17 protein-coding genes and 1 tRNA gene are annotated in these 22,567 nt (G+C 40.8%); 7 read left to right on the top strand and 11 right to left on the bottom strand.

What is annotated here, in order from left to right:
- Nucleotides 1–41 precede the first annotated feature (41 nt).
- On the top strand, nucleotides 42–1,076 hold the full coding sequence (gene msrP / locus BM739_RS02280) for a protein-methionine-sulfoxide reductase catalytic subunit MsrP (protein WP_076536866.1): 1,035 nt from the start codon (nucleotides 42–44) through the stop codon (nucleotides 1,074–1,076).
- Complete coding sequence (gene msrQ / locus BM739_RS02275; protein ID WP_076536864.1) at nucleotides 1,076–1,705, top strand: protein-methionine-sulfoxide reductase heme-binding subunit MsrQ; 630 nt, start codon at nucleotides 1,076–1,078, stop codon at nucleotides 1,703–1,705. The genes msrP and msrQ overlap by 1 nt, the downstream gene beginning before the upstream one ends.
- A 129-nt stretch (nucleotides 1,706–1,834) precedes the next feature.
- Here msrQ and BM739_RS02270 read toward each other — a convergent pair whose 3' ends face one another.
- The 4 genes from BM739_RS02270 to BM739_RS02255 all read right to left on the bottom strand — a co-directional run bounded on the left by BM739_RS02270 (nucleotide 1,835) and on the right by BM739_RS02255 (nucleotide 4,931).
- Complete coding sequence (locus BM739_RS02270) at nucleotides 1,835–2,182, bottom strand: hypothetical protein (protein ID WP_076536862.1); 348 nt, start codon at nucleotides 2,180–2,182, stop codon at nucleotides 1,835–1,837.
- A 387-nt stretch (nucleotides 2,183–2,569) separates the two neighbouring features.
- Nucleotides 2,570–2,646 (bottom strand) — tRNA-Pro (locus BM739_RS02265).
- Between the two features lie 199 nt (nucleotides 2,647–2,845).
- The gene (locus BM739_RS02260) at nucleotides 2,846–4,636 is read right to left on the bottom strand and encodes a DUF3413 domain-containing protein (protein WP_076536860.1); all 1,791 of its coding nucleotides are present in this window, start codon (nucleotides 4,634–4,636) and stop codon (nucleotides 2,846–2,848) included.
- 76 nt (nucleotides 4,637–4,712) lie between these two features.
- The gene (locus BM739_RS02255; protein WP_076536859.1) at nucleotides 4,713–4,931 is read right to left on the bottom strand and encodes a YejL family protein; all 219 of its coding nucleotides are present in this window, start codon (nucleotides 4,929–4,931) and stop codon (nucleotides 4,713–4,715) included.
- Nucleotides 4,932–5,196: 265 nt separating this feature from the next.
- Between BM739_RS02255 and yejK the strand changes: the two genes are divergently transcribed.
- Both yejK and corA read left to right on the top strand, forming a co-directional pair.
- Nucleotides 5,197–6,225, top strand: a complete 1,029-nt coding sequence (yejK, locus tag BM739_RS02250; protein ID WP_076536857.1) for a nucleoid-associated protein YejK — start codon at nucleotides 5,197–5,199, stop codon at nucleotides 6,223–6,225.
- A gap of 200 nt (nucleotides 6,226–6,425) precedes the next feature.
- Nucleotides 6,426–7,373: a magnesium/cobalt transporter CorA gene (gene corA, locus BM739_RS02245; protein ID WP_076536856.1), complete on the top strand. Its 948-nt coding sequence runs from the start codon at nucleotides 6,426–6,428 to the stop codon at nucleotides 7,371–7,373.
- A gap of 99 nt (nucleotides 7,374–7,472) precedes the next feature.
- On the opposite strand, the gene BM739_RS02240 is transcribed toward corA, so the two are convergent.
- A complete protein-coding gene (locus BM739_RS02240) occupies nucleotides 7,473–8,735 on the bottom strand; it encodes a DUF3391 domain-containing protein (RefSeq protein WP_076536854.1) in 1,263 nt (420 codons plus the stop codon).
- Nucleotides 8,736–8,858: 123 nt separating this feature from the next.
- On the opposite strand from BM739_RS02240, the gene BM739_RS02235 reads away from it, so the two are divergent.
- Nucleotides 8,859–9,557 (top strand): 2OG-Fe(II) oxygenase, encoded by a 699-nt coding sequence (locus BM739_RS02235; protein ID WP_076536853.1) that lies wholly within the window; start codon nucleotides 8,859–8,861, stop codon nucleotides 9,555–9,557.
- 3 nt (nucleotides 9,558–9,560) lie between these two features.
- Here BM739_RS02235 and BM739_RS02230 read toward each other — a convergent pair whose 3' ends face one another.
- The 4 genes from BM739_RS02230 to BM739_RS02215 all read right to left on the bottom strand — a co-directional run bounded on the left by BM739_RS02230 (nucleotide 9,561) and on the right by BM739_RS02215 (nucleotide 13,750).
- Nucleotides 9,561–10,913: an ATP-binding protein gene (locus BM739_RS02230; protein ID WP_076536851.1), complete on the bottom strand. Its 1,353-nt coding sequence runs from the start codon at nucleotides 10,911–10,913 to the stop codon at nucleotides 9,561–9,563.
- The gene (locus tag BM739_RS02225) at nucleotides 10,904–11,578 is read right to left on the bottom strand and encodes a response regulator (RefSeq protein WP_076536850.1); all 675 of its coding nucleotides are present in this window, start codon (nucleotides 11,576–11,578) and stop codon (nucleotides 10,904–10,906) included. The genes BM739_RS02230 and BM739_RS02225 overlap by 10 nt, the downstream gene beginning before the upstream one ends.
- A gap of 90 nt (nucleotides 11,579–11,668) precedes the next feature.
- Nucleotides 11,669–12,343 (bottom strand): LysE family transporter, encoded by a 675-nt coding sequence (locus BM739_RS02220; RefSeq protein WP_076536848.1) that lies wholly within the window; start codon nucleotides 12,341–12,343, stop codon nucleotides 11,669–11,671.
- Between the two features lie 96 nt (nucleotides 12,344–12,439).
- On the bottom strand, nucleotides 12,440–13,750 hold the full coding sequence (locus BM739_RS02215) for a dicarboxylate/amino acid:cation symporter (RefSeq protein WP_139326798.1): 1,311 nt from the start codon (nucleotides 13,748–13,750) through the stop codon (nucleotides 12,440–12,442).
- 626 nt (nucleotides 13,751–14,376) lie between these two features.
- On the opposite strand from BM739_RS02215, the gene BM739_RS02205 reads away from it, so the two are divergent.
- The gene (locus BM739_RS02205; protein WP_076537320.1) at nucleotides 14,377–16,872 is read left to right on the top strand and encodes a hypothetical protein; all 2,496 of its coding nucleotides are present in this window, start codon (nucleotides 14,377–14,379) and stop codon (nucleotides 16,870–16,872) included.
- A 63-nt stretch (nucleotides 16,873–16,935) separates the two neighbouring features.
- Here the strand turns inward: BM739_RS02205 and astB are convergent, their stop codons facing one another.
- Nucleotides 16,936–18,270 (bottom strand): N-succinylarginine dihydrolase, encoded by a 1,335-nt coding sequence (astB, locus tag BM739_RS02200; protein WP_076536846.1) that lies wholly within the window; start codon nucleotides 18,268–18,270, stop codon nucleotides 16,936–16,938.
- Nucleotides 18,271–18,616: 346 nt separating this feature from the next.
- Here astB and topA point away from each other — a divergent pair, with 346 nt between their 5' ends.
- Nucleotides 18,617–21,310 carry a type I DNA topoisomerase gene (gene topA, locus BM739_RS02195; protein ID WP_076536844.1) on the top strand — a complete coding sequence of 898 codons (2,694 nt, stop codon included), beginning with the start codon at nucleotides 18,617–18,619 and terminating at the stop codon, nucleotides 21,308–21,310.
- A gap of 215 nt (nucleotides 21,311–21,525) precedes the next feature.
- Here topA and BM739_RS02190 read toward each other — a convergent pair whose 3' ends face one another.
- Nucleotides 21,526–22,311 carry a hypothetical protein gene (locus tag BM739_RS02190; RefSeq protein ID WP_076536842.1) on the bottom strand — a complete coding sequence of 262 codons (786 nt, stop codon included), beginning with the start codon at nucleotides 22,309–22,311 and terminating at the stop codon, nucleotides 21,526–21,528.
- Between the last annotated feature and the right edge of the window lie 256 nt (nucleotides 22,312–22,567).

Raw genomic sequence — 22,567 nt, 5'->3', positions numbered from 1 at the left:
TACTGTTTATATCAAATGATAATAATTGAATGAGGTGACCTATGGTGTCAAAGAAAGGTTTTTTCAAAGGCATTGCCAACCCACCATCATGGGCATTAAAAGACAATCAAGTCACCCCTGAAGCGGTGTTTAAAGATAGGCGAAATATCGTAAAAGCCTTGGGGCTAGGCTCGCTTGGGGCTAGCTTGCCGGGGCAAGTGCAGGCGGGTTTATTCGATTTGTTTGGCAGTGACGATAAACCCGCGTTTGCAGTGCAAGGTCTTGATTATACTAAGCCCAGCCGCTTTCAAAGTGATGATAAGTTAACTCCAGAAGACAAAATTACCCGTCACAATAATTTCTATGAATTTGGCACTAACAAACAAGACCCGTTTGAAAACGCACAATCATTTCAAGTGAACCCTTGGGAGCTTAAAATTGAAGGTTTAGTGGATAAACCGTTAACTCTAGATTTGAACGACTTAACCACTAAGTTCGCCCTTGAAGAACGTATTTACCGCCTAAGATGTGTAGAGGCGTGGTCAATGGTGGTGCCTTGGGTAGGGTTTTCACTGGCTGAGTTATTGAAAATGGCAGGGGTATCTAACAAAGCGACTCATGTGGCCTTTGAGACCTTGTTTGACCCTGACCAAATGCCGGGGCAGCGAAATCGTTTAATGGGCGGCGGAATACATTACCCTTATGTGGAAGGGGTAACCATTGCTGAAGCCATGAATGAATTGCCATTTCTTGCTGTAGGTTTATATGGTAAAACCTTGCCGCCGCAAAATGGTGCCCCAGTGAGATTAGTTTTACCTTGGAAGTATGGTTTTAAGAGTATTAAGTCCATCGTTAAAATCCGCGTTACCGATAAACAGCCGCCTACCAGTTGGAACCAATTAGCGCCCAGTGAATATGGTTTTTATGCCAATGTGAATCCGCAGGTTGATCATCCTCGTTGGTCGCAGGCCTCTGAGCGCAGTATTGGTGAAGGAGGTTTGTTTTCAGCCAAACGTATCCCAACGCAAATGTTTAATGGTTATGGTGAGTCTGTGGCTGGTTTATATAACAATCTTGATTTGAGGAAGTATTATTAATGCGCTTAACCCCGGGTGGTTTATTGTGGTTAAAAGGGCTTTTACATCTTGGTTTTATCTTACCATTTGTTTATTTAATTATGTTGGTAGTAACCGATAATGCTGGTGGCGATCCGGTGCAATATATTATTCATTTTACCGGTATGGGGGCGATAAATGCTTTGGTGGTGACCTTAATGATCTCACCACTGGCTAAGCTGACTAAACAAGGCTTGTTATTGCAAACAAGGCGGCTAGTGGGTTTATATGTATTTGCCTATGCTTGTTTACACATTAGCGCCTTTATCAGTTTAGATTTGCTGTTTGCATGGGGCTTTTTAATTGAAGAAGTCATTAAACGGCCTTACATTTTAGTCGGGTTTAGCGGCTTTATTATTGCACTATTGCTCGCGGTGACGTCTTTTAAAGCATTAAGGCGCAGTATGGGTAGACGCTGGCAATCATTACATAATTGGATTTATGTGTTAGCGATATTGGCGCCGATTCATTTTTACTGGTCGGTCAAATCTGAGATTATCGAACCGAGTATTTATATTGCTGTGATAGCGTGTTTGCTATGGCTAAGAAGACGCCAAATTAGTCATTGGCTGATGCCGAAATCGAAGCCCAAAGCTAATTCGAAAAGCTAAATGGCAAACCTGAATGTTTTAGCTTGCAGGCATAAGCCTTAGGCGATGACAGAAAAATACCGACATATTGTCGGTATTGTTATTTAAAGGTGATTAAACGGCTTTCATAACAGCTGTTATCTACATCATTTATCTAAATAAGCTTTGTTTGCTTCTAGCTTGTTTCACTAAACCATTGACCGAGTAACTGGCAAATAGACTAAATAGCATTACCCCTGTCATAATCCCAGCAAGGCGCTGCCAAGGTTGCTCCATGGCAATTCGTAAATCAATATATTGAACCGTGCTTACGCCCCATACCGCGATGGTACCTAATACCAAGCCGATTTGGATTACTCGGTTTAAAAAGTTACTTTTAAAAGCCAAAAGTAACGGCAAAACCGCACAAATTATGGCTAATGGCATTTGAGCGTATCGCAAAAAGTGTGCGCCAAGTAACATGTACGCAAAGGTGATTAATAGTACGCGCCACCACATAGGAATTCTCCGACAATTTGACAATAGTTTGATGATGTTCTGAGTAAGGCCGTCTTGAACAGAGTGTCTTGAGTCAGAATATTTTAATCAAGAGGTAAAATCTTGGCGCAATATAACCGATTTCGTCATGCTAATTTCTAACCTCTATCACATATTTAATAGAGAATAGTTCTTTAGGTGACAAAGATAGATGAAAGCGCTGAAACTGAGATTTGAGGATTAAAACTCGGCTTGGGCTTATGTGGTGATATTTTACTTGTGCGGCAACGACAGATGAAGTTATTAAGCTAATTTAAGCCGCAGAGCTTAATTAATGTGTATTGATTTTATGTGTTATTTAGGCAAACGAAAACTTAAAGAAGGGAGGTAACACTAAAGCAGAAGAATTGGTCGGGATAACAGGATTTGAACCTGTGATCTCTTGTCCCCCAGACAAGCGCCTTACCGGACTAGGCCATATCCCGAACGTCATTCTTTAGCTAGATTACCTAGAAGGTATTTGCGCCGCAACAATAAAATGCAAAATTGAATTTAAATGATTAATAAACAGGCATTTGCTCTGTAGCTTTTACATCTTTAGTTATCTTTCGCTTGGATAATAGTCAATATTTTCTGACGACTAAACCGCGATTGAGTTAAATAGTCACAACCACGGTTTAATGGTTATTTATTGTAAAGCCTTCGACCTTCTCGCATGACCTGAATTAGCTCAGGAGCACTGAGTTTTCGCTTAAGACGTTTTTTGTAGTCGATATCATAAATTCGATATTTTCCGTGTCGGCCTAGAACCGTAATTTCATCTCGTTGATAAATTGCAAATGTACTGCTGTCACCGATATAAACCCAGCTCTGCTCGCTAGGTTGTAATAGGTTATAACCAGAGCTGTAATCGGTGATTGGGTTATTACAGTGCAGTGCTTGCCCCATGATTGTCGGCACTACGCCATAGTGGCTAGTTCGATAATTTACGGTATCAGAGCTTGTTTTAGGCCAATGCATAACAAAGGGCACTTTGACATTAGCAGGCGAAAGATCCTGATTAACTTCACGAGGATTACTACTGAAAATTTGTCCGTGGGTACCGGTGACAATGACTAAGGTTTGCTCATCAAGGTTTGTAAGCAGTTGTTGTATTTGCTGATCGATAAAGAATAGCGACTGTCTATATTGGTTATATAACACTTTTTCAGCAGGTTTTAAGCTTAGATGGGGTTTAACGGTTTCAATGCCTAAAAAGCCAATTGGGGTGTCATAGTGCTTAGTAGCAGATAAGTTTACCAATGAAAACCAAGGCGTGGCTTGCTGAGCTTGCCATTGAATAAATAGCTCAGTATTTTTGATGTCGGTTTGGGCGCTACCAATATCACTATGGCTTAGGTGCATATCCATGCCGTCAAAAATGGCATGGTTGGCAAATTCGTCGGCATTGTCTTGGGGCATAAATACCGCTTGATGATAGCCTTGCTCTGACAATACTTGGGTCAATACTGGCGCAGTATGCTCAAACGCTTTTTTATCACTATAGCTGCCTTGTAAGCCATAAAGTAAGGCAAACATCCCGGTTTTAAATTGGTTGCCACCACTAAAGTGTTCAGTAAATTGTTTATTCTGCAGCTGATACTGGCTGAAAAACGGCATTGTTGCCGAGTTCACCATATCAGCTCTTAAACCGTCAACCGAGACGATGAGGATATTTTGTTGTTTTTGCGCTTTGCATTGCAGCGCAGCTATTGGGTAATTCAGTTGTTTTGATTTTGTTTGATAGGTCTTATCTGGCGCAGTGGTGCCTTCAATACCGTGGTTTTCCATAAATGAGCGTGCCGTTGCCGGATAAGACAATGGCATGGTGTCATCAAAACGGGTAATTTGGGTAACATCATTAGCATCTGCCCAAATATGGATAACATGACTACTGACAAAACAAATACCGATAAAAGCAAGGACTTTATTACCTAGCTGCTTTTTCTCTATTTTTTCAATTCGTTTCCACAGAAAATTCGCTGCTGTGAGCTCAATTAAAATTATGCCGATAGGCGTTGCAATATAAGAGGTGTTACCTAATAGGGCATTGAGATCTGACCAAGCTAAGTCAAACGCGAATGGACTTAAGTGAATACCATAATCATCAAATATCACGGTGTCATAGAGTAAAATACATAAGCCAAGGGTTGCAATTAAGGCTGCATAACCCCGCAGTATTTTTGAATAAGGCAGTAATAATGTGGCAGGGAAGAGAAAAACGACGTAAACAATAAAAGCCAAAAAGCTAAAATGACCAATACTGCTAATGGCTAAGTAACCCCATCCAATAAAGGTTTCAGGGTAACCCACACTACTGAGATACCGTGTTCCCACAATAATAGCTAATAAGCCATTAAAGAAGGCAAACCAGTGGCCCCAGTTAACAAGACGTGACACTTTGTCACGGGTCATTTGTTTTTTGCGCTCAACCATGCGGTATCGTTTTCCTAATCCGTATTAATCAAAAATAACAGGATAATTGATTAATTTAAATGCCTTTTAATGATACTTAACTGGTTTTTACAGATTGAGCCAAGGCTTTAGCGAATTGCTCAGCTACTGCTTGACGAGACTCACTGGGTACCTTGTTTTCCAATAAGTGAGAAACGCAGTTACCTAGCACCATTAAGCTTAAGTCTGTAGGTGCTTGATGCTTATTCAGCACTGCTAATAGCTCAGAAATTAATGCTTCAACTTGGGTGTTGGTGTATTTAGATTGGATAGCCATATTCGAAATCGTTCAAAAAGTAATGAATTAGCACGTGATTATATCGGATTTAATGCTGATACGCTGCAAGTTTCTGTTGCAGGGCGTTAGCGATTATGGGGTTTCGAGCTGGTGTTTTCTAAAGCGGACTGACCATCTGTTTAACCGTTGGATCTCTGGAGAGGCATTTGACGTAATTTGACGGTTTTATTTTTAGATTTTTGAACATGGTCTGTTATGATATCTACCGCTATTTCGCTTCCATCACAAAGATCAGTTAGGGCTTATGAGCATTAATATCGAACAAGCAATTATCCATGAAATTTCTCAAGATAGTCAGGGGCAACTAAGTTGTCGTTTAAGACCTCAGCCACTATTAAATAGCAGCGCCGTAGAAGCAATGTTAGAAGAATTACACCAAACCTATACCGGTAAAGCGGGTAAAGGGTTTGGCTTTTTTGGAACCCACGGCGAAGATGGCGAAGCAAATCCCGCTTTTTCTGATGCATTAAGCGAATACCGCAGTGGTGAATTAGGCTTTGTTGAGTTTAGCAGTGCTGCCAGTAAGCTTTTACAAGAAGAACTCGCTAAATATGATTTTAGCCAAGGCGGTTTTTTATTAATGTCTTGCTATACCAACATGACCAGCGATTATTTGTTTGTTGCCTTGCTTAATGCCAAGCCTTCAATGACGGTACTTGATGATATGGAGTTGTCGCAAAATAATCATCTGGATTTAACCAATGTCCAACTTGCCGCCAGAATCGATTTAACCGAATGGCAAGCAGACAAAGCTTCACGTAAATATATTTCATTTGTTAGAGGCCGCGCGGGCCGTAAAGTGGCAGACTTCTTCCTTGATTTTATGGGCTGTGTTGAAGGGGTAAATACGAAAGCGCAAAATAAAACTCTAATGCATGCAGTTGAAGATTTTGTAGCAAGTAGTGAATTAACCAAAGATGAGCGTCAGCAGTGCCGCGACAAGGTATTCGAGTATTGTTCAGAAAGAGCAGATGAAGGCGCTGATATTGAAGTCAAAGATTTAGCGGATGAACTTGCCGACTCGGGTATGGATTCGTTTTATGACTTTGCCTGCGGTGGCTCTTATGAACTTGATGAAGAGTTTCCAGCGGATAAGGCCAGTTTACGCACCTTGAAGAAGTTTTCAGGTACCGGTGGCGGGGTAACATTAAGTTTTGATGGCGGCCATTTAGGTGAGCGAGTTATCTACGATCCTATTTCTGACACGCTTTTGATTAAGGGCGTGCCTGCAAACTTAAAAGATCAATTAGACCGTCGCCTAAAAGGTGAATAAAGCAACGATTTACAATTAAAGTGTCCAAATGGGCACTTTTTTTTGAAGTTAATTTAAAGATTTAACGATTTCAGCACATTAATTAGGGAATTTGGCTGTTTTTACATTTTTATCATGGCAATGTGTGTTCTTTTTAGTACACTAGCCAGCAAATTTAACCTATTGTCAGTGGACGAGAAATCGACCACATTGGGGGATACATGATTACTGCCTATGTTTATGAAAATCGCAAGTTAACTGTTCACGAATTAAATGTTCGAGACAGTATTCCCGATCGAACATTGTGGTTAGATATGTTTAAACCCAATGATGATGAAAGGGAATGGCTAAGTCGGTTTTCGGTAGAAGAAGTACCCGAAGAAGAAGACATCAATGAGATTGAAGCCTCTGCTCGTTTTTTCCAAAGTAAAGATGGCTTACACATCAATTCATTATTCCCTCAGCGTGTAGGATCAGATGTTAGAGGCATTAACGTTTCTTTCAATTTACGTAAGGACTTTTTGCTGACGATCCGTGAAGAGGATATCGGCCTAATTCGCTTACTGCGTAACTACTTACGCTTGGGTCGCTTAGATGTTACCTCTCCTCAGGGATTAATGCTGGAACTTTTTACCCTTAAAGTCGATTACCTGTCTGATTTAATTGAAGATGTTTACTCAGTGCTTGAAAGTGTCGGTGAGCAAGTGTTTGAAGATCAAGAATTAGATGATGTGTTTAAGCTCATTACCTTACAAGAAGATTCCAACGGTAAAATCCGCTTAAGTTTGCTCGATACTCAGCGCTCTTTACGTTATATCCAACGTTATTACCGCGAGCATTTATCAGAAGAAAATATTAAAGACTTGCGTGAAATGCTGTCTGATATTGAATCATTGATGCCCCACAGCCAATTTATTTTCGATAAGTTAAACTTTTTGCTGGATGCAGCGATGGGCTTTAGTGGTATACAACAGACTAAAATCATTAAAATTTTCTCAGTTGCCGCAGTGGTGTTTTTACCGCCAACGGTAATTGCCAGTAGTTATGGAATGAACTTTACCAATATGCCTGAGCTAGATTGGCGTTTTGGCTATCCCATGGCCATAGGAATGATGCTTGCCAGCGCTGCCGGTACGTATTTCTTCTTTAAACGTAAAGGCTGGCTATAGCGCTTTTATAAAGCTGATGACTTTAAAGCCATTAACGTAACCGTTAATGGCTTTTTTGTTGGCCGATGCTGATGTTAAAACGCAAACTCAGCTATTCGATTATGCATTGCCAATGGCATAACTTATGTTTTCTCTTGGGCTTAGATACTTGAAGATTTTTTCGGGTAATGCCGACGCTGGCAAACAGCGCACAATGCTGATGTCTTCTTTTTCTAAATCAATAATTGGCGCTTGCTCTTTTGGAACGATAGGATCGTAGAGCATAATTTGCGGAAATAATATCTTGTTCAGATTTACTGACATCACCATGCCAAATTGGCCACTTGAAAGCTCGATCAGGCTGCCCGGTGGATAAACACCGATGGTTTTGATGAGTTTACCAACGTACTCAGGGTTAAGTTTATTTTGATAATTTTTGTAAAGTAGCCCCAAAGAAGCATAAGGGGTTTTAGCTTTTGCTAACTTAGTACCGTTACACAAGTTATCGTATTCATTAATAACACTTATTAGTTGTGAATATTTGTCTAACTGATCGCCTTTTAGGCCTTTGGGGTAACCAGAGCCGTCAAGGTACTCATGATGATTAGCAATCATGGGTTTAGCCTGCTCAGGAAAGCTGTCAGCTAATTTTAAAAAGTTGAGGCTCATCAAAGAATGCTGTTTTAATAAGTTCTTTTCCGGTGTCGTTAGTGGCACTTGTTTATTCATAATATTACTGGGGATTTTTAGTTTCCCCAGATCATGAAATAACGCGCCAAGACCTATAAGTTCAATTTCATCACGAGACCAGTTTAAGTTTTTAGCCAGCATCATACACATTGTCGACACATTGAGTGAATGATGGAAAATGACATCATTGGGCTTGGCATCAGTCATTAAATGCAGCACCAAATCATCAGAACTCAATAGCATATTGGTCATGTCTGTGATCATTTCTTTTGCATCGCTGACCGAATTTAAAGGGCGACTGCCAAGCTTTGATACGCTTGAGCGCATCATGGCGATAGAGCGCTCAAATTGCTGTTCGGTTTTTTTTAAATTACGGCGTAACTTTTTTTGGGCTTCTATTTGGATCTGTTTGTAAGACTCCATTTTCGCTTTAATCTGTTTTAGCTCCTCAGGATCAACCACTGTACTGGCGTTTTTATTCGCTGAGTTTTTTAAGTCTATTAATCCTAAATCACTGCGCTCGGCGTCATAATAAATATCATTAATATTGAGGCTTTTAATTAATTCAATTTGTGACTGGGATTTTAGTTTGAAATTACTAAATAAAAATGGGTGATCTTTCCATGAAATAGGTAGTCGAATGAAATGGCCTACCTGAAGTTGATTGATTGAAATTTTGATGTTTTTGTTCATAGATTAAAAGAATATCACCTGGTTTATTGTTTTATTTATAGTGGTTATGTGTATGCACTTTGCAGTTCAAAACATTCCGTGGCAGCATAATATCATTACAATATTAAAAAGTGCCTATAGATTATGGATTTTATTGACGTTATACCCAATGCGATTAGTACTGATTTGTGCGACAGGTTACGAAATGCATTCGATAATCACTCAGGAGTGACTGAAGGAAAGACCGGACAGGGTGTCGATAGGCAAAAAAAGCGCAGTTTAGATTTAACCTTGGACTTGCACAATAACTTAACCCCGCTTAAAAATGAGTTATTACAGTTAACATTAACTCATGCGGCAAACTACTTCAGCCAATACCCTATGGCACTGATGGGCGCGGTCGCTGTCACTGTAGCTAATGATAAAGGTGACGCAGTTACGTTAAGTCCTGATAACTTTGCTGATCTAGGGGCAAATAAAGCCAAAGCAATAACGCAATATTTATACCGCAGCGGTACGGTAAATGTGCAAAAGTATCAGCAAAATGTAGGCGGTTACCCCCATTGGCATTCTGAACATTTTCCGCAGTCTGGTTCTGATGAAGCTTTGCATAGGGTATTACTGTATATGTATTACCTTAATGATGTTGAGCAAGGCGGTGAAACTGAGTTTTACTATCAAAATAAAGCCATTAAGCCAACAAAAGGCACTATGGTTATTGCTCCCGCAGGCTTTACACACACTCATAGGGGCAATATCCCTATCAGCGATGATAAATATATTGCCACTTCATGGATAATGTTTAATCGCGCTGAGCAACTCTATGCTACCAAAGCAAAGTAATGCTTATTGATTTGGGAGTTTAATGGTAAATTTTGCACCTTGTAACTGACTTTCTGTAATCGACAAGATGCCGTGATAACTGCTGACAATTTCATTACAAACAGCAAGTCCAATACCTTGACCGGGGGATTGGGTATCAGCGCGCACGCCACGCTGAATAATGCGCTCTATAAGCGAGTTTTCAACTCCAGGGCCATCATCTTCAACAATTAACACCGCAGTGCCATCGTTATCAAAACAGGCTGTCACCTTGACTTGGCTGATACACAATCTAAAGGCATTTTCCATTAAATTGCCGCATAGCTCCATCAAATCACCTTTGTTGACAGGAAAGCTTATATCGGGGTCAATATCACAGCTAAACAGCACTGACTTTTCATGATAAATCTTCAACAACATTTGTGTTAACTGCTCAACCATGGGTAATACGGGCGTTTGTTCATGTACTAACCCTTGTCGGCCGACCAAGGCTCTTTTGAGTTGGTATTTAACGAGTTGATCCATTTGTCCTATTTGCTGCATGATTTTTTCACTTGCATCGGCTTTACTGAGCTGATTGTCGTCAGTGATCGCGTGAACCGCAGCTAATCGTGTTTTTAAGCTATGGGCTAAATCATTCATGGCATTTTGATAGCGGGTTTGTTGCTCGCTAGATTGCACTAACAATTGGTTTAATGCTTGGGTGACACCCTTTAGCTCTTGTGGGTAATCACTTGATAGAGTTTGCTTTTTGCCCTTGGTTATTGCTTGCAACTCTTGTTTAAGGGTAATCATTGGGTGCATGCCCCAATAGGCGGCACTTATCAGTAATATAAAGGCTAAACCCAACACCACTGCCAGTCGCAGATAGGTTAAGCGTTTAAAGCGTTTGAAGTCTCTTTCAACGGTTTTTGCATCTTTAAGCACAATCATATTGTATTGCTGTTGATTCAACTCAACCGGTAATTGATAGGCAAAATAGGACTTATTATTTGCCATGGTGAGATAATAGGGCGGGGATGTATCGGCAACAGTTTTAAAGCGGCTGCAAATGTCATTAATGCCGTTTTCTTTTGCCAGTGTAGAGGTCCAAATTTGGCGATAATTGTCACCACAACTGGCCATGAGATAGCGTTTTTGTTTGTTGTTTTCTTGCAGCCAATTGTTATTTTTCGGAATTAAGTCGTGCTCTCTTAATTCGGCTGCAATTTGAGGCATTTCAGCGATTAATTGCGAGGTTTCGACATTGTAACTATTTTGGGCGTGTAAAATGGTCAATGACCAAGCTAGGCCAAAGCCAACAAGTGCAATAATCGCTAAGGATGTGATTAACATCCTCGTGAGTAGACGCTTTTTAGGTTTAAATCTTAGCTGCATGGTAAGTTAAATTTATATCCTTGACCGCGTATTGTTGCGATGGGGTTTTCAATAGCGCCTTTAGTCAATTTTTTTCTGATACGGCTCACCATTACCTCGATAGTATTAGGGTCACCTTCTTTATCACCATAAATCACATCAAGTAAGCGTTGCTTGGCAACGACCTCATGGCAGTGGCGCATTAAGTATTCCAAAATTAAATATTCAAAGGCGGTGACTTCCATTGGCGCATCATTCAGTGAGACTTGTTTGGCGGCTAAATCAAGCTGCAGTGCACCTGAGCTGATGGTCGATTTAACAAAGCCTGCACTGCGGCGCACTAGAGCGTCAAGACGAGCGACTAACTCTTCTTTTTGAAATGGTTTTACCAAGTAATCATCAGCACCGGCATTCAGGCCTTCTACTTTATCTTGCCAGTTAACTCTGGCGGTTAAGATGAGAATAGGGGCTTTGACGCCAGCATTTCGAATGTCAGAAATCAATGTCATGCCATCTTTATCGGGTAGGCCAAGGTCAACGATGGCAATATCAATAGGATAGTTGGTTGCTTGATAAAATCCTTCTTTAGCCGTCAAAGCCACTTGGACTTGATTGCCTAATTCAGACAACTGCACATTTAGATGGTGCGATAAAATCGGATCGTCTTCGATTACCAAAATTCTCATAGGAAATACTCTTACGTTGTTAATCGTTAGATATTAGCAGCCAAATACTTAACTGTAGCTGACACAGAGGCATTTAACTTTCAATCGCCCCTAGCTCAATAGGTGCTCGGATATTAATGACATTGCAATGGTAATAGCGACGCCAAGGAAAATAATACCGGTAATGATATTAATCATATTATTGCCTTTAGCCATTTTGTGTTGAATTTTTGGGTTGGTTAATATGATGGCGAGAAAGCAAAACCAAATGATAGATAAGCTAAATAATAAGCTAGCTGAAGCAAATTTCGTTTCTATAGTGACCTGTGGTGTCACCAGTACGGTAAAAATGGTAATAAAGAATATTAACGCTTTAGGGTTTAGCAAATTAGTATAAAGGCCAATTTGAAAGCCTTTTAAAGCAGACATAGTGCCTTGGTGAGGGATACTGGCATTGAGTTCAGTTTCCTCCGATGATGCTTGAGTTTGTGTATATGCCCGGTATGAGGCCGCTAAAGCGCCATAACCCATCCATGCCAAGTAACTCACCCCAATAATTTGCACCACTATGTAAGCCATTGCAGATTGCTGGATCATGATGCTGATACCTAAAAGCGATAACAGACTGTGCACTAATATAGCGACGCTTATTCCTACCGCGCACATGATTGCAGTGCTGCGAGTTTGTTGTGTGGCTGTTTTTACTATAATAGCGAAATCAGGCCCTGGGCTAATTAATGCTAAAGAGTGAATAACCGCAAGGGTTGAAAGCAGGGTAAAATCCATTTTAATCTCATGAGTTAAGCATCTGATTAGTTAGGTTATAACACAAATAAAAAAGGCGCCATAACATGGCGCCTAAATATTCAATACCAATGTATTTTACGCTTTGACGTTCTTAACTTGATCTTCAAAGCTTGCACTTACTTTACCCGCTTGTGAATCATTGAATACAGCTTCATTGAACTCACCTTCAGATTTAGCAATGACGATAGTGGCGACTGAGTCACCCGTTACGTTAACCGCGGTACGGATCATATCAAGCAGACGATCGACACCGATAATCAATGCAATACCTTCAACAGGAAGGCCAACTTGGTTCAGTACCATGGCAAGCATGATTAAGCCAACGCCAGGAACGCCAGCAGTACCAATGGATGCCAATGTCGCAGTCACAACCACTGTTACATAATCCATTAGGCTTAGTTCAATACCAAATACTTGGGCAATAAATACCGTTGCCACACCTTGCATAATTGCGGTGCCATCCATATTGATGGTAGCGCCTAGAGGTAAGGTGAATGAGGCGACTTTATTGTCAGCACCTAAACGGTGTTCACACGTCTCGATGGTAACAGGTAAGGTGGCATTTGAACTTGCAGTACTGAAAGCAAATAATTGCACATCACGGATTTTACGTAAGAACATTAACGGGCTTAAACCTGAGAATGCTTTGAGTAACGTAGGATAAACAACTAATGCTTGCAGTAGTAAGACAAAAATTACCAAGAAGAAGTATTGAACAACACTACCGAAGGTTTCTAAACCTAAGGTTAAGCTTAGTTTTGCCATCAGCGCAAATACACCATAAGGCGCAAGTTGCATGATTAAAGTAACCACGCGCATGATGACTTCATTTAAATCATTAAATAATGCCGATACACGTGCGCCGCGCTCGCCAATGTGTGAAATTGCAAAACCAAAGATGACTGCAAAAATAATGATTTGCAGCATGTTGCCTTGGCTCATGGCTTCAATTGGGTTTGTTGGTACGATATTAATCACGACTTCAGCAAGGCTCGGGGCATCTTTAGCGCTGAATTCCATCGCAGAGGTTGCCAGTGATGCGTTACCTGGGTGAACCAGAATGGCCATTGAAATTGCTACTGTTAAAGCAATGGCAGTGGTGAACATGTAAAACGCAATAGTTTTACCGCCAAGGCGGCCTAATTTGGACGGGTCACTCAACGAACAGGTACCGCACACCAGTGATACGAACACTAGCGGAACCACTAACATTTTTAAACTTGAAATGAAGATGGTTCCAACAACGTGCAAGATACCTTCAGTAATATAATCTTTTACGAATAAGCTTTCGGGAAACACATTTCTTAGAATTAATCCAAGAATAATACCCGCTGCCATACCTATTAGTATTTTGCTTGTTAAACCAAGCTTACTTTTATTAATCAAAACTACATCCTTCCCATCATTTTTATAAGTATTTTATTTTTTACATTTTAAAGCCTAGCAGGAAACTAAATCTTATGAAATGGTGTAAAAGTTAAAGTTTTTGAGGATAAATGTGGAAAAAAACAGTAGAGTAAAGAGAAAGTTGCAATATTTTGTTTAATATCGCCTACTAAGTAACTATTATAATTCATAAGTACGAGTTTAATGTAACAGGGAGACTGACAATGAGGTCAGCACAAAGACTATTTTTAGCGCTTTTAAGTTCAATATTTCTATTTGCTTGTAGTGGTGGAGGAAGCATTTCCGATGATGGTAGTGGAGGAACGGATCCAGTTCCTGTCACAATTGATGTCGGATTAACTATTTCCACACAAGATGTAGATGCAACTGTCGGTGCTGAATTAACAGCAACTGTGATTAACTCGTCTACTGGTGCCGTTTCAGGGACTTTGGTTACTTTTGCATTAAATAATGCCGAGCTAGGAACTTTTAATAACGAAACCGCAACAGCAGTGACTAATTCTGAAGGTGTGGCAACAATAACGCTTTTTTCTGCTGATATCGCCGGTTCTGGTACTGTGACAGCATCTATTGATAGTGGTGAAAGTAATTCTGTTGCTTTTACTATGGTCGGTGATGGCAACGGCGGCGGCGGAGTTAATATTACCACTGTAGAGTTAGCTTTATCGAACCAAGTTATATCGGCAATTGATGGCTCAACTCTTACAGCGTTAGTTTCAAATTCAATTGATGGTGTACTTGCTGGTGAATTGGTTACTTTTGCACTAAATGATTCAAATTTAGGTACGTTTGATAACGCGACTGCATCAGCAGTGACAGATTCAGATGGTATTGCAACCATAACACTTTATTCAGCTGAGATAGCCGGCTCGGGTTCAGTGTCTGCATCAATAGAGTCAGGTGAAATAGACACTAAAGCCTTTACTATGCTTGGTGATGGTGGCGAGGCAGGTGGTGGTGCTCAGGTAACCTTACAATTATTTGATTCTGCAGGTGAAGCTGTTGATACTATAAGTACTTTATCTCCGGGTGTATTAGTTGCAACTGTGACAGGTATTAATAACGCCACAATCGTTTCTTTTGCCTCTGATATTGGTGATTTACCGATTACATCGGCAGTAACTGACGATGAGGGTAAAGCATCTGTTGATATTTATGCCGGCAGCTCTTTGGGTGCTGGATTAGTGACGGCTTCATTATCAAGTGGTGAAAAAGGTGAAACCATCGTTGTGGTTGGTGCAACCAATGTTGAAATGGGTAGCGGTTCACCTTTTGAAAAAGGTGTTGCACAAGTGAGTACTGCAGAATTAACTGCAGGTGGCACGGCAACAGTAACTGTGCTTATTCAAGATGAAGAAGGTAATCCATTTACCCAACCTATAGATGTTAACTTCTCTTCAACCTGTGCGACAAAATCTCCTGCTCAAGCCGAACTTAGCTCACCAGTGTCCTCGTCAAATGGGGTCGCGACATCAACCTATCTTGCTCAAGGTTGTGTGGGTGAAGATCAAATTAATGTCACTGCAAACGCGGGTGGCATTAGCTTATCTGCAGTGGCAACTTTAAACATTCTACAAGCAGATATCGGTAGTATTGTATTTGTAGAAGCACAACCTGAAAATATTGGTATTTTAGGTACCGGCGGGATTGAATCGTCAGTGGTCAAATTTCGCGTGTTAGATAAAAACAGTAATGTTGTTGCTAACCAAGCAGTAGATTTTTCATTGAATACCATAGCGGGTGGTATTTCAATAGATCCGATTACTGCAACGACTAACAACGATGGTATTGTTCAAACTGTTGTCACAACAGGTACTGTTGCAACTTCTGTGCGTGTGACAGGTACAGTGCAAGGATCTAGCCCTGTAATTTCAAGCCAGTCAAGTCAGCTTATCGTATCTACGGGTATTCCTGATCAAGATAGTTTCTCACTATCAGCTGAAGTATATAACGCTGAAGGTTGGGATGAAGAAGGTACGGAGGTTGTTGTCACTGCACGTATGGCAGATGCATTTAATAACCCAGTCCCTGATGGCACAACAGTATCTTTCACCACTGAAGGTGGTGTGATTGAAGATGCATGTCAAACATTGAATGGTGCTTGTTCAGTAATATGGACCTCTCAACTTCCTAGACCAGAAGGTAAGACATTTACCGATGCTTTAGGGAATCAAACTATCAGTCCACAAGCCTCTCTTAAGTGCTATAGCTTGGCCGATAAAACAGAAGACCTTACCTGTTCAGAAGCAAACATCGTTTACGGCAACTTTTATGGTCAGCCATATGGTGGGCGAGCAACAATTACAGCAACGGCAATTGGTGAAGAATCTTTCCCAGACTTAAATGGTAATGGTCGTTTTGATGCAGATGAATACAATGAGTTTTTAAATGGCAAAGATGTCACAGGTCAAAAGTTTGACTTAGACGATGCCTTTAATGACTACAATGAGGATACTGTTTTTAACCCTCAAGCAGAGGATGCTTTAAAAGGCCTTGATGGTGGCTCTCTTGAAGAGTTAATCGACTTCAATGTTAATACTGTTTTTGACAAAGCTGATGGCTTATACAATGGCGTACTTTGTTCTGAACCGGCTCATGATGGTTGTGCTGACGGTATCACTGACGAAAAATCATTATTTGTCCGCCGTAGTATTGTAATGGTGATGTCGGGTAGCACTGCAGTGGCAACACTACCTACTGAGATTGTTGTTGATGATGAAGTGATTGGTGTTGATGATGCGGGTGACCCTGCAGTTTTAGTCAGAAGACATTTTGCTGCTTATTATGATTTAACTGGGGATTTAGTTAGTTTCCCAATTCAAATTATTGGCAAAGGCTCTGCAGCAGTCTATTTCACGCTTTCTGATTTGCATAACCAACAGCTACCTGCTGGGAGTATTGTGACATTCGCGGCATCTGCGGGGTCAGTAACTAGTACATCCCAATATATTTGGCCAAGTTCTAATCATAATGGTGGTCGCTCTTTTGCTGTGTCATTAAAAGGTGAAGATGAGCCTAATAATGGAGTGTTCTCTGTTAAAGTAGAAACTCCGGGTGGAACAGTTACTGAAGTTATTACTATCCCAATTAGCATTCTATAAATAGAGTTAATAATTGAAAAAGGGCGCTTAGGCGCCCTTTTTGTGTTTATTACTATTTAAAAGCTACTTCTGAAATTGATAAACACTGCCAAGTTTTAATATCTGAGTTAACTCATCCAATGCGGTACGCGATTCAATAATTAACTGCGGGTCGGCTAAGTCTGCCACAGCTAAACTGTCGCGGTAATGCTTATCAACCCAAGTATTAAGGCGATTAAATAATGCATCATTCATTAAGGTGTGTTGATTAACCGCTGAAATCTCCAGCTCACTCATTGCTACACGTAAACGCAAACAAGCAGGGCCGCCGCCATTTTGCATGCTTTGTTTGACATCAAAGTATTTAACTTGTTTTATCGGCGTACCTAAGGTCACCAGTTCATTTAAATAAGCATGGACCGCTGGGTTTTCTTGGCAATTTGTTGGCGCTATGATGGCCATCTCACCATTTGGTAATGTAATAATTTGGGTATTAAATAAATAGCTTTTAACCGCATCATTTATTGATACTTGCTCAGTTGCTACTTTGATAAAGTGCATTTCTGCATTCATCTTACTGCGTATTTCAGCAAATTTTGCATCGGTATTTAAAAATGCTTGCTCATGATAAAACAGCACATTTTGGTTGCCGACAGAAATAACATCATTGTGGAAAACCCCTTGATCAATCACATCAGGGTTTTGCTGCATGAAAACGCAGCTTTCGTCATCGAGTTGATGTAATCGGGCGACCGCTTGTGATGCTTCTAATGTTTGCCTTGCAGGGTATTTAGTCGGTTTAACTGCATTTGGATTAGTCGCTTCTTGACCGTAGACAAATAACTCAACCCCAGCATGACCATAATCACCACACAAACGGGTGTGATTGGCTGCGCCTTCATCACCAAAGCTTGCATGTTCTGGTAAATGTTGATGATGTTTAAAAAAACGTTCATCTTTAAATGTTGCCTTTAAAATATTCGCCGTAGTTATAGGTTCTATACTACGATGTAACTTATCTACCAGATTTGCTGGCGTAAAATGAACCTTGCCATCTCGGCTGTCAGCACTTGGAGAAACAGTAGCCGCATTAGCTGTCCACATAGATGAAGCACTACAGCAGGCATTAAGTAATGCAGGAGCTTGTTTCGCAGCTTGTGCTAACACTTCAGCGTCAGAGCCAGCAAAACCCATACGACGCAGCGAATAAAGGTCTGGTCGCTCTTGCGGAGCTAATACACCTTGAACCATGCCGAGATCGGCAAGTGCTTTTGCTTTTTGAAGCCCTTGCTTAGCGGCAGCCTTTGGGTTTGATGCTTGGGCCGCGTTACTGTATGAAGCAACGTTTCCGAAAGATAGCCCTGCATAGTTGTGCGTTGGCCCGACTAGACCATCGAAGTTTGCTTCGAAGTGCTTCATTTATTTTCCTTAAAAGTCATTATTATTGTTATTTAAATAGGTTTTTTACGATTTAAATTTGTGAAATTACCGTCAGTATACTGATGATATAAGGGTTAACAAGCGGTGACTCGGGTCGCAAATATTGAAAAAGTGACTAAACATGCACAAGTTTTACTTGCTAGACCCTAAATAATGAAATATTACTTTTTATTAACGCAATATTATTTTTTCTCCTTTTTTATAATTGATTAAAAAATGGCTCGCTGGACACATATTAGAGGTATTTACTTGAAACATTCGTCTCAACACTCTATATATGGAACCAATTTATATCTGTTAGAGACTTTTTGGCGCAAATTAAACTATGGGTAAATCACTAGTTATTGTCGAATCGCCGGCCAAAGCCAAGACTATTAATAAGTACCTTGGTAAAGAATTCATCGTTAAATCGAGTGTAGGTCACATCCGTGATTTGCCTACATCATCATCGCCAGACAGCACGGTTGCGACTAAAACGCCGGCTGAAGTTAGAAAAATGGCGCCTGAAGAAAAAGCTAAATACAAACTTGCGCGGGATAAACGTGCTTTAGTTGCCCGCATGGGGATTAACCCAGAAAAAGGCTGGGCGGCTAAGTATCAAATCCTACCGGGTAAAGAAAAAGTCGTTAAAGAGCTGCAAGCATTAGCTGAAACTGCTGACCACATCTATCTCGCAACCGATTTGGATAGAGAGGGTGAGGCAATTGCATGGCATTTACAGGAAATTATTGGTGGTGACGAATCCCGTTATCAACGCGTTGTGTTCAACGAAATTACCAAAACAGCCATTCAAGATGCATTTAGCAAACCGTCGGTACTTGATACCAACATGGTTAACGCACAACAAGCGCGTCGCTTCTTAGACCGAGTTGTGGGTTTCATGGTGTCACCATTACTTTGGAAAAAAGTAGCTCGCGGTTTATCTGCAGGCCGTGTTCAATCGGTAGCCGTTAGACTGGTAGTTGAGCGTGAAGGTGAGATTAAGGCGTTTGTCCCTGAAGAATTTTGGGATGTGCACGCTGATTTAGCAACCTCGCAAGCTCAAAAGCTAAAAATGCAAGTGGCAAAATATCAGTCGGCTGCCTTTAGCCCGATTAATGAAGCCCAAGCTCAAGTAGCATTAGATGCGTTAAAAGATTCAAAGTTTGTGGTTACCGGTCGTGATGATAAAGCGACATCAAGTAAACCATCAGCGCCATATATCACCTCAACATTACAACAAGCAGCGAGTACTCGTCTTGGTTTTGGTGTTAAAAAGACCATGATGATGGCGCAGCGTCTTTATGAAGCGGGCCATATTACCTATATGCGTACTGACTCGACTAATTTAAGTCAAGAAGCGGTAGATGGCGTACGGGAAATGATCGCTTCTGAGTACGGCAACGACTATTTACCAGAAAACCCAATTCGATATGGTAGTAAAGAGGGCGCTCAAGAGGCGCATGAGGCTATCAGACCGTCTAACGTTAAAATCCTATCAGCTACAATGACTGACATGGAAAGAGACGCTCAGCGCCTTTATGAGCTTATTTGGCGCCAATTCGTTGCATGTCAAATGAATCCAGCTAAATATGATGCGACTCGTTTGACTGTGACTGCGGGTGATTACGAACTTAAAGCCAGTGGTCGTACACTGCGCTTTGACGGTTGGACTAAAGTGCAACCGCCAATGGGTAAGAAAAACGAAGAAGACAAGACCTTGCCAGTGGTTAATAAAGGCGATGTGTTAGATCTGAATGAATTGTTACCTAAGCAGCACTTTACTAAGCCGCCTGCGCGTTTTAGTGAAGCGTCATTAGTGAAAGAACTTGAAAAACGCGGTATTGGTCGTCCATCAACCTATGCAACGATTATTTCGACCATTCAAGACCGCGGTTATGTAAAAGTAGAAAACCGTCGATTCTTCGCTGAAAAAATGGGTGAAATTGTTAGTGACCGTTTAGTTGAAAGCTTCAGTGACATTATGAACTTTGACTTTACAGCTAGCATGGAGCAAACCCTCGATGATGTCGCTCAAGGTAAACTTGAGTGGAAAAAAGTCCTTGATGGTTTCTATGGCGATTTAACTAAGCAGCTTAAACATGCCGAGTTAGACCCGGAAGAAGGCGGCATGCGTCTTAATGAGATGGTGCTAGCGGAAGACATTAAGTGTCCAACCTGTGGTCGCCCAATGGGTATTCGTACCGGCACTACCGGTGTGTTCTTGGGCTGTTCTGGCTATGCATTGCCGCCAAAAGAGCGCTGTAAAACCACCATGAACTTAACACCTGGTGAAGAAGCGGTCAGCGACAATGAAGATGCTGAAACAGATGCGCTGCGTGCTAAACATCGTTGTGGCAAATGCGGCACAGCGATGGACAGTTACCTCATCGATGAAGAACGTAAATTGCATGTTTGTGGTAATAATCCAACCTGTGAAGGTTACGAAATCGAAGCCGGTCAATTTAAGATTAAAGGTTATGAAGGGCCAATCATTGAATGCGATAAGTGCGGCAATGATATGGAACTTAAAAATGGCCGCTTTGGTAAATACTTTGGTTGTACTAACACCGAATGTAAAAATACCCGCAAGTTGCTAAAAAGCGGCGAAGCGGCGCCACCTAAAGAAGATCCTATCTTCTTACCGGATTTAAAATGTACTAAGTCAGATGCGCATTTTGTATTGCGTGACGGCGCGGCAGGTATTTTCCTTGCAGCAAGTACGTTCCCTAAATCTCGTGAAACACGTGCGCCTTTGGTTGAAGAGCTGGTTCATTATCGTGAGCAACTATGGCCAAAATATCAGTACCTTGCCGATGCGCCAGTGACTGATGATGATGGTAATAAAGCCGCGGTTAAATTTAGTCGAAAAACCAAAGAGCAATATGTTGCTACTGAAGTTGACGGAAAAGCCACTGGTTGGTCATCAAAATTCATTGGTGGCAAATGGGTGAGTGAATCGACTAAGAAAAAGCCAGCTAAGAAAGCGGCGGCCAAAAAGCCTGCAGCGAAAAAAGCAGTAAAGAAGAAGGACGATTAATCTTCTTTTTCTAACAAATTAGTGACTGAAAAATGGGACCATAGGGTCCCATTTTTATTGCTCTATTTTTAGGTTTTTGAATTATCGATATAACTCGCGATCGGATAATGAGCATCTAAGTTATGAGTTTTGGCTATTGGGGCAACATTATATTTCGGCTAATAAAAAAGCCTCCGAAGAGGCTTTAAAAAGTTTCAAGCTAATGGGTTAAGTGATCACCACTTCTTTTTAGGTTGGAACAGCATATCAATATCATCACCTTCATTTTTATTCGGCTTCACCGCATCTGGGATCACTTGTTTTTGCTGTGAATTTATCTCACTGAGTAATTCTTTGGCTTCGTCAACTTTGCGGGTGATAAATGGGTCATCCGGGGTTTTCGCCTTAATGGCTTGCAGTGTGGCTAGCGCCTTAGACACCATTTGCTTAGAAGAGCCAAATTGTTTTAGCGAATTAGACGCTCTTGCTCTTGAAAGCATGGATTCAACATTGATGCGTAACTGATAACTGTCGATTCGACTTTCTGCTTCAGCAAACACCTGCGGCTCTATTTTACCTTTATTATTTTCAGCCCGAACAATGGCTTTCAATTTTTTAAGCATTTGTACTAATTCTAGAATTTGCTTGTCATTGTCAGGCAAACGAAAGTTTTCTATGGCTAAGGCTTGCATTGCATTGTTATTTAAATTGGTTATTTGCGCTTGAATGTCAATTTGTCTACGTTGGTAATCCGCCTGCTGAGGCTGATTTACTAGATAGGAAATCGACACCTCTAGGGCTTCATTGATGCGTTTATATAACGCCAAAATAATACTGCTAGGAAAGGAGGCTAAGCCAGTGCTGGATAGTACTGACTCAGTTTCATCAATGATGGCTCGCTGACGTTTTAATTCCATTCGGCGTTCGGCTTCAGCACGCTCTTTTTGTTGTTGTATCAGACTGATACCAATGATGAGGAGAAAAAGTGCACCTATAAGGATCAGTACCAAAGTAAAGGTCATGTGGTTTCCATTCAATAATAAAATTGGACAGTGGCTTAACTGCCACTTTTATAAATATCTAAGCTGGTATTCTAGCTTATGACAAAGTGTGTGTCGTAAAAAAGTCTTACATTCTGACGAAAAATTGTGGAAATAGTGACACAGTGGTCAAGATTAGCATTACAGACCAATTGCATGCAAAATTCTCAATGTTGTTATTACTGTTTGCATTAATATTTTAGATGTTCTATAACATTTAGCTATAAGGTTAAAATAA

The organism is Shewanella sp. UCD-KL21 (genome assembly GCF_001957135.1).
Classification (GTDB): Bacteria; Pseudomonadota; Gammaproteobacteria; order Enterobacterales; family Shewanellaceae; genus Shewanella.
Note: the sequence above shows the minus strand (reverse complement) of the source record. Positions and strands in the feature narration are given on the sequence as shown.

What these genes read in the sequence shown, in the direction of transcription:
- BM739_RS02260 (WP_076536860.1), bottom strand. Translation starts at nt 4,636, where the DNA reads ATGGTTGAGCGCAAAAAACAAATGACCCGTGACAAAGTGTCACGTCTT.
- BM739_RS02190 (WP_076536842.1), bottom strand. Translation starts at nt 22,311, where the DNA reads ATGACCTTTACTTTGGTACTGATCCTTATAGGTGCACTTTTTCTCCTC.
- yejK (WP_076536857.1), top strand. Translation starts at nt 5,197, where the DNA reads ATGAGCATTAATATCGAACAAGCAATTATCCATGAAATTTCTCAAGAT.
- astB (WP_076536846.1), bottom strand. Translation starts at nt 18,270, where the DNA reads ATGAAGCACTTCGAAGCAAACTTCGATGGTCTAGTCGGGCCAACGCAC.
- corA (WP_076536856.1), top strand. Translation starts at nt 6,426, where the DNA reads ATGATTACTGCCTATGTTTATGAAAATCGCAAGTTAACTGTTCACGAA.
- BM739_RS02240 (WP_076536854.1), bottom strand. Translation starts at nt 8,735, where the DNA reads ATGAACAAAAACATCAAAATTTCAATCAATCAACTTCAGGTAGGCCAT.
- BM739_RS02255 (WP_076536859.1), bottom strand. Translation starts at nt 4,931, where the DNA reads ATGGCTATCCAATCTAAATACACCAACACCCAAGTTGAAGCATTAATT.
- topA (WP_076536844.1), top strand. Translation starts at nt 18,617, where the DNA reads ATGGGTAAATCACTAGTTATTGTCGAATCGCCGGCCAAAGCCAAGACT.
- BM739_RS02205 (WP_076537320.1), top strand. Translation starts at nt 14,377, where the DNA reads ATGGTCGGTGATGGCAACGGCGGCGGCGGAGTTAATATTACCACTGTA.
- BM739_RS02230 (WP_076536851.1), bottom strand. Translation starts at nt 10,913, where the DNA reads ATGCAGCTAAGATTTAAACCTAAAAAGCGTCTACTCACGAGGATGTTA.
- BM739_RS02270 (WP_076536862.1), bottom strand. Translation starts at nt 2,182, where the DNA reads ATGTGGTGGCGCGTACTATTAATCACCTTTGCGTACATGTTACTTGGC.
- msrQ (WP_076536864.1), top strand. Translation starts at nt 1,076, where the DNA reads ATGCGCTTAACCCCGGGTGGTTTATTGTGGTTAAAAGGGCTTTTACAT.
- msrP (WP_076536866.1), top strand. Translation starts at nt 42, where the DNA reads ATGGTGTCAAAGAAAGGTTTTTTCAAAGGCATTGCCAACCCACCATCA.
- BM739_RS02235 (WP_076536853.1), top strand. Translation starts at nt 8,859, where the DNA reads ATGGATTTTATTGACGTTATACCCAATGCGATTAGTACTGATTTGTGC.
- BM739_RS02225 (WP_076536850.1), bottom strand. Translation starts at nt 11,578, where the DNA reads ATGAGAATTTTGGTAATCGAAGACGATCCGATTTTATCGCACCATCTA.
- BM739_RS02220 (WP_076536848.1), bottom strand. Translation starts at nt 12,343, where the DNA reads ATGGATTTTACCCTGCTTTCAACCCTTGCGGTTATTCACTCTTTAGCA.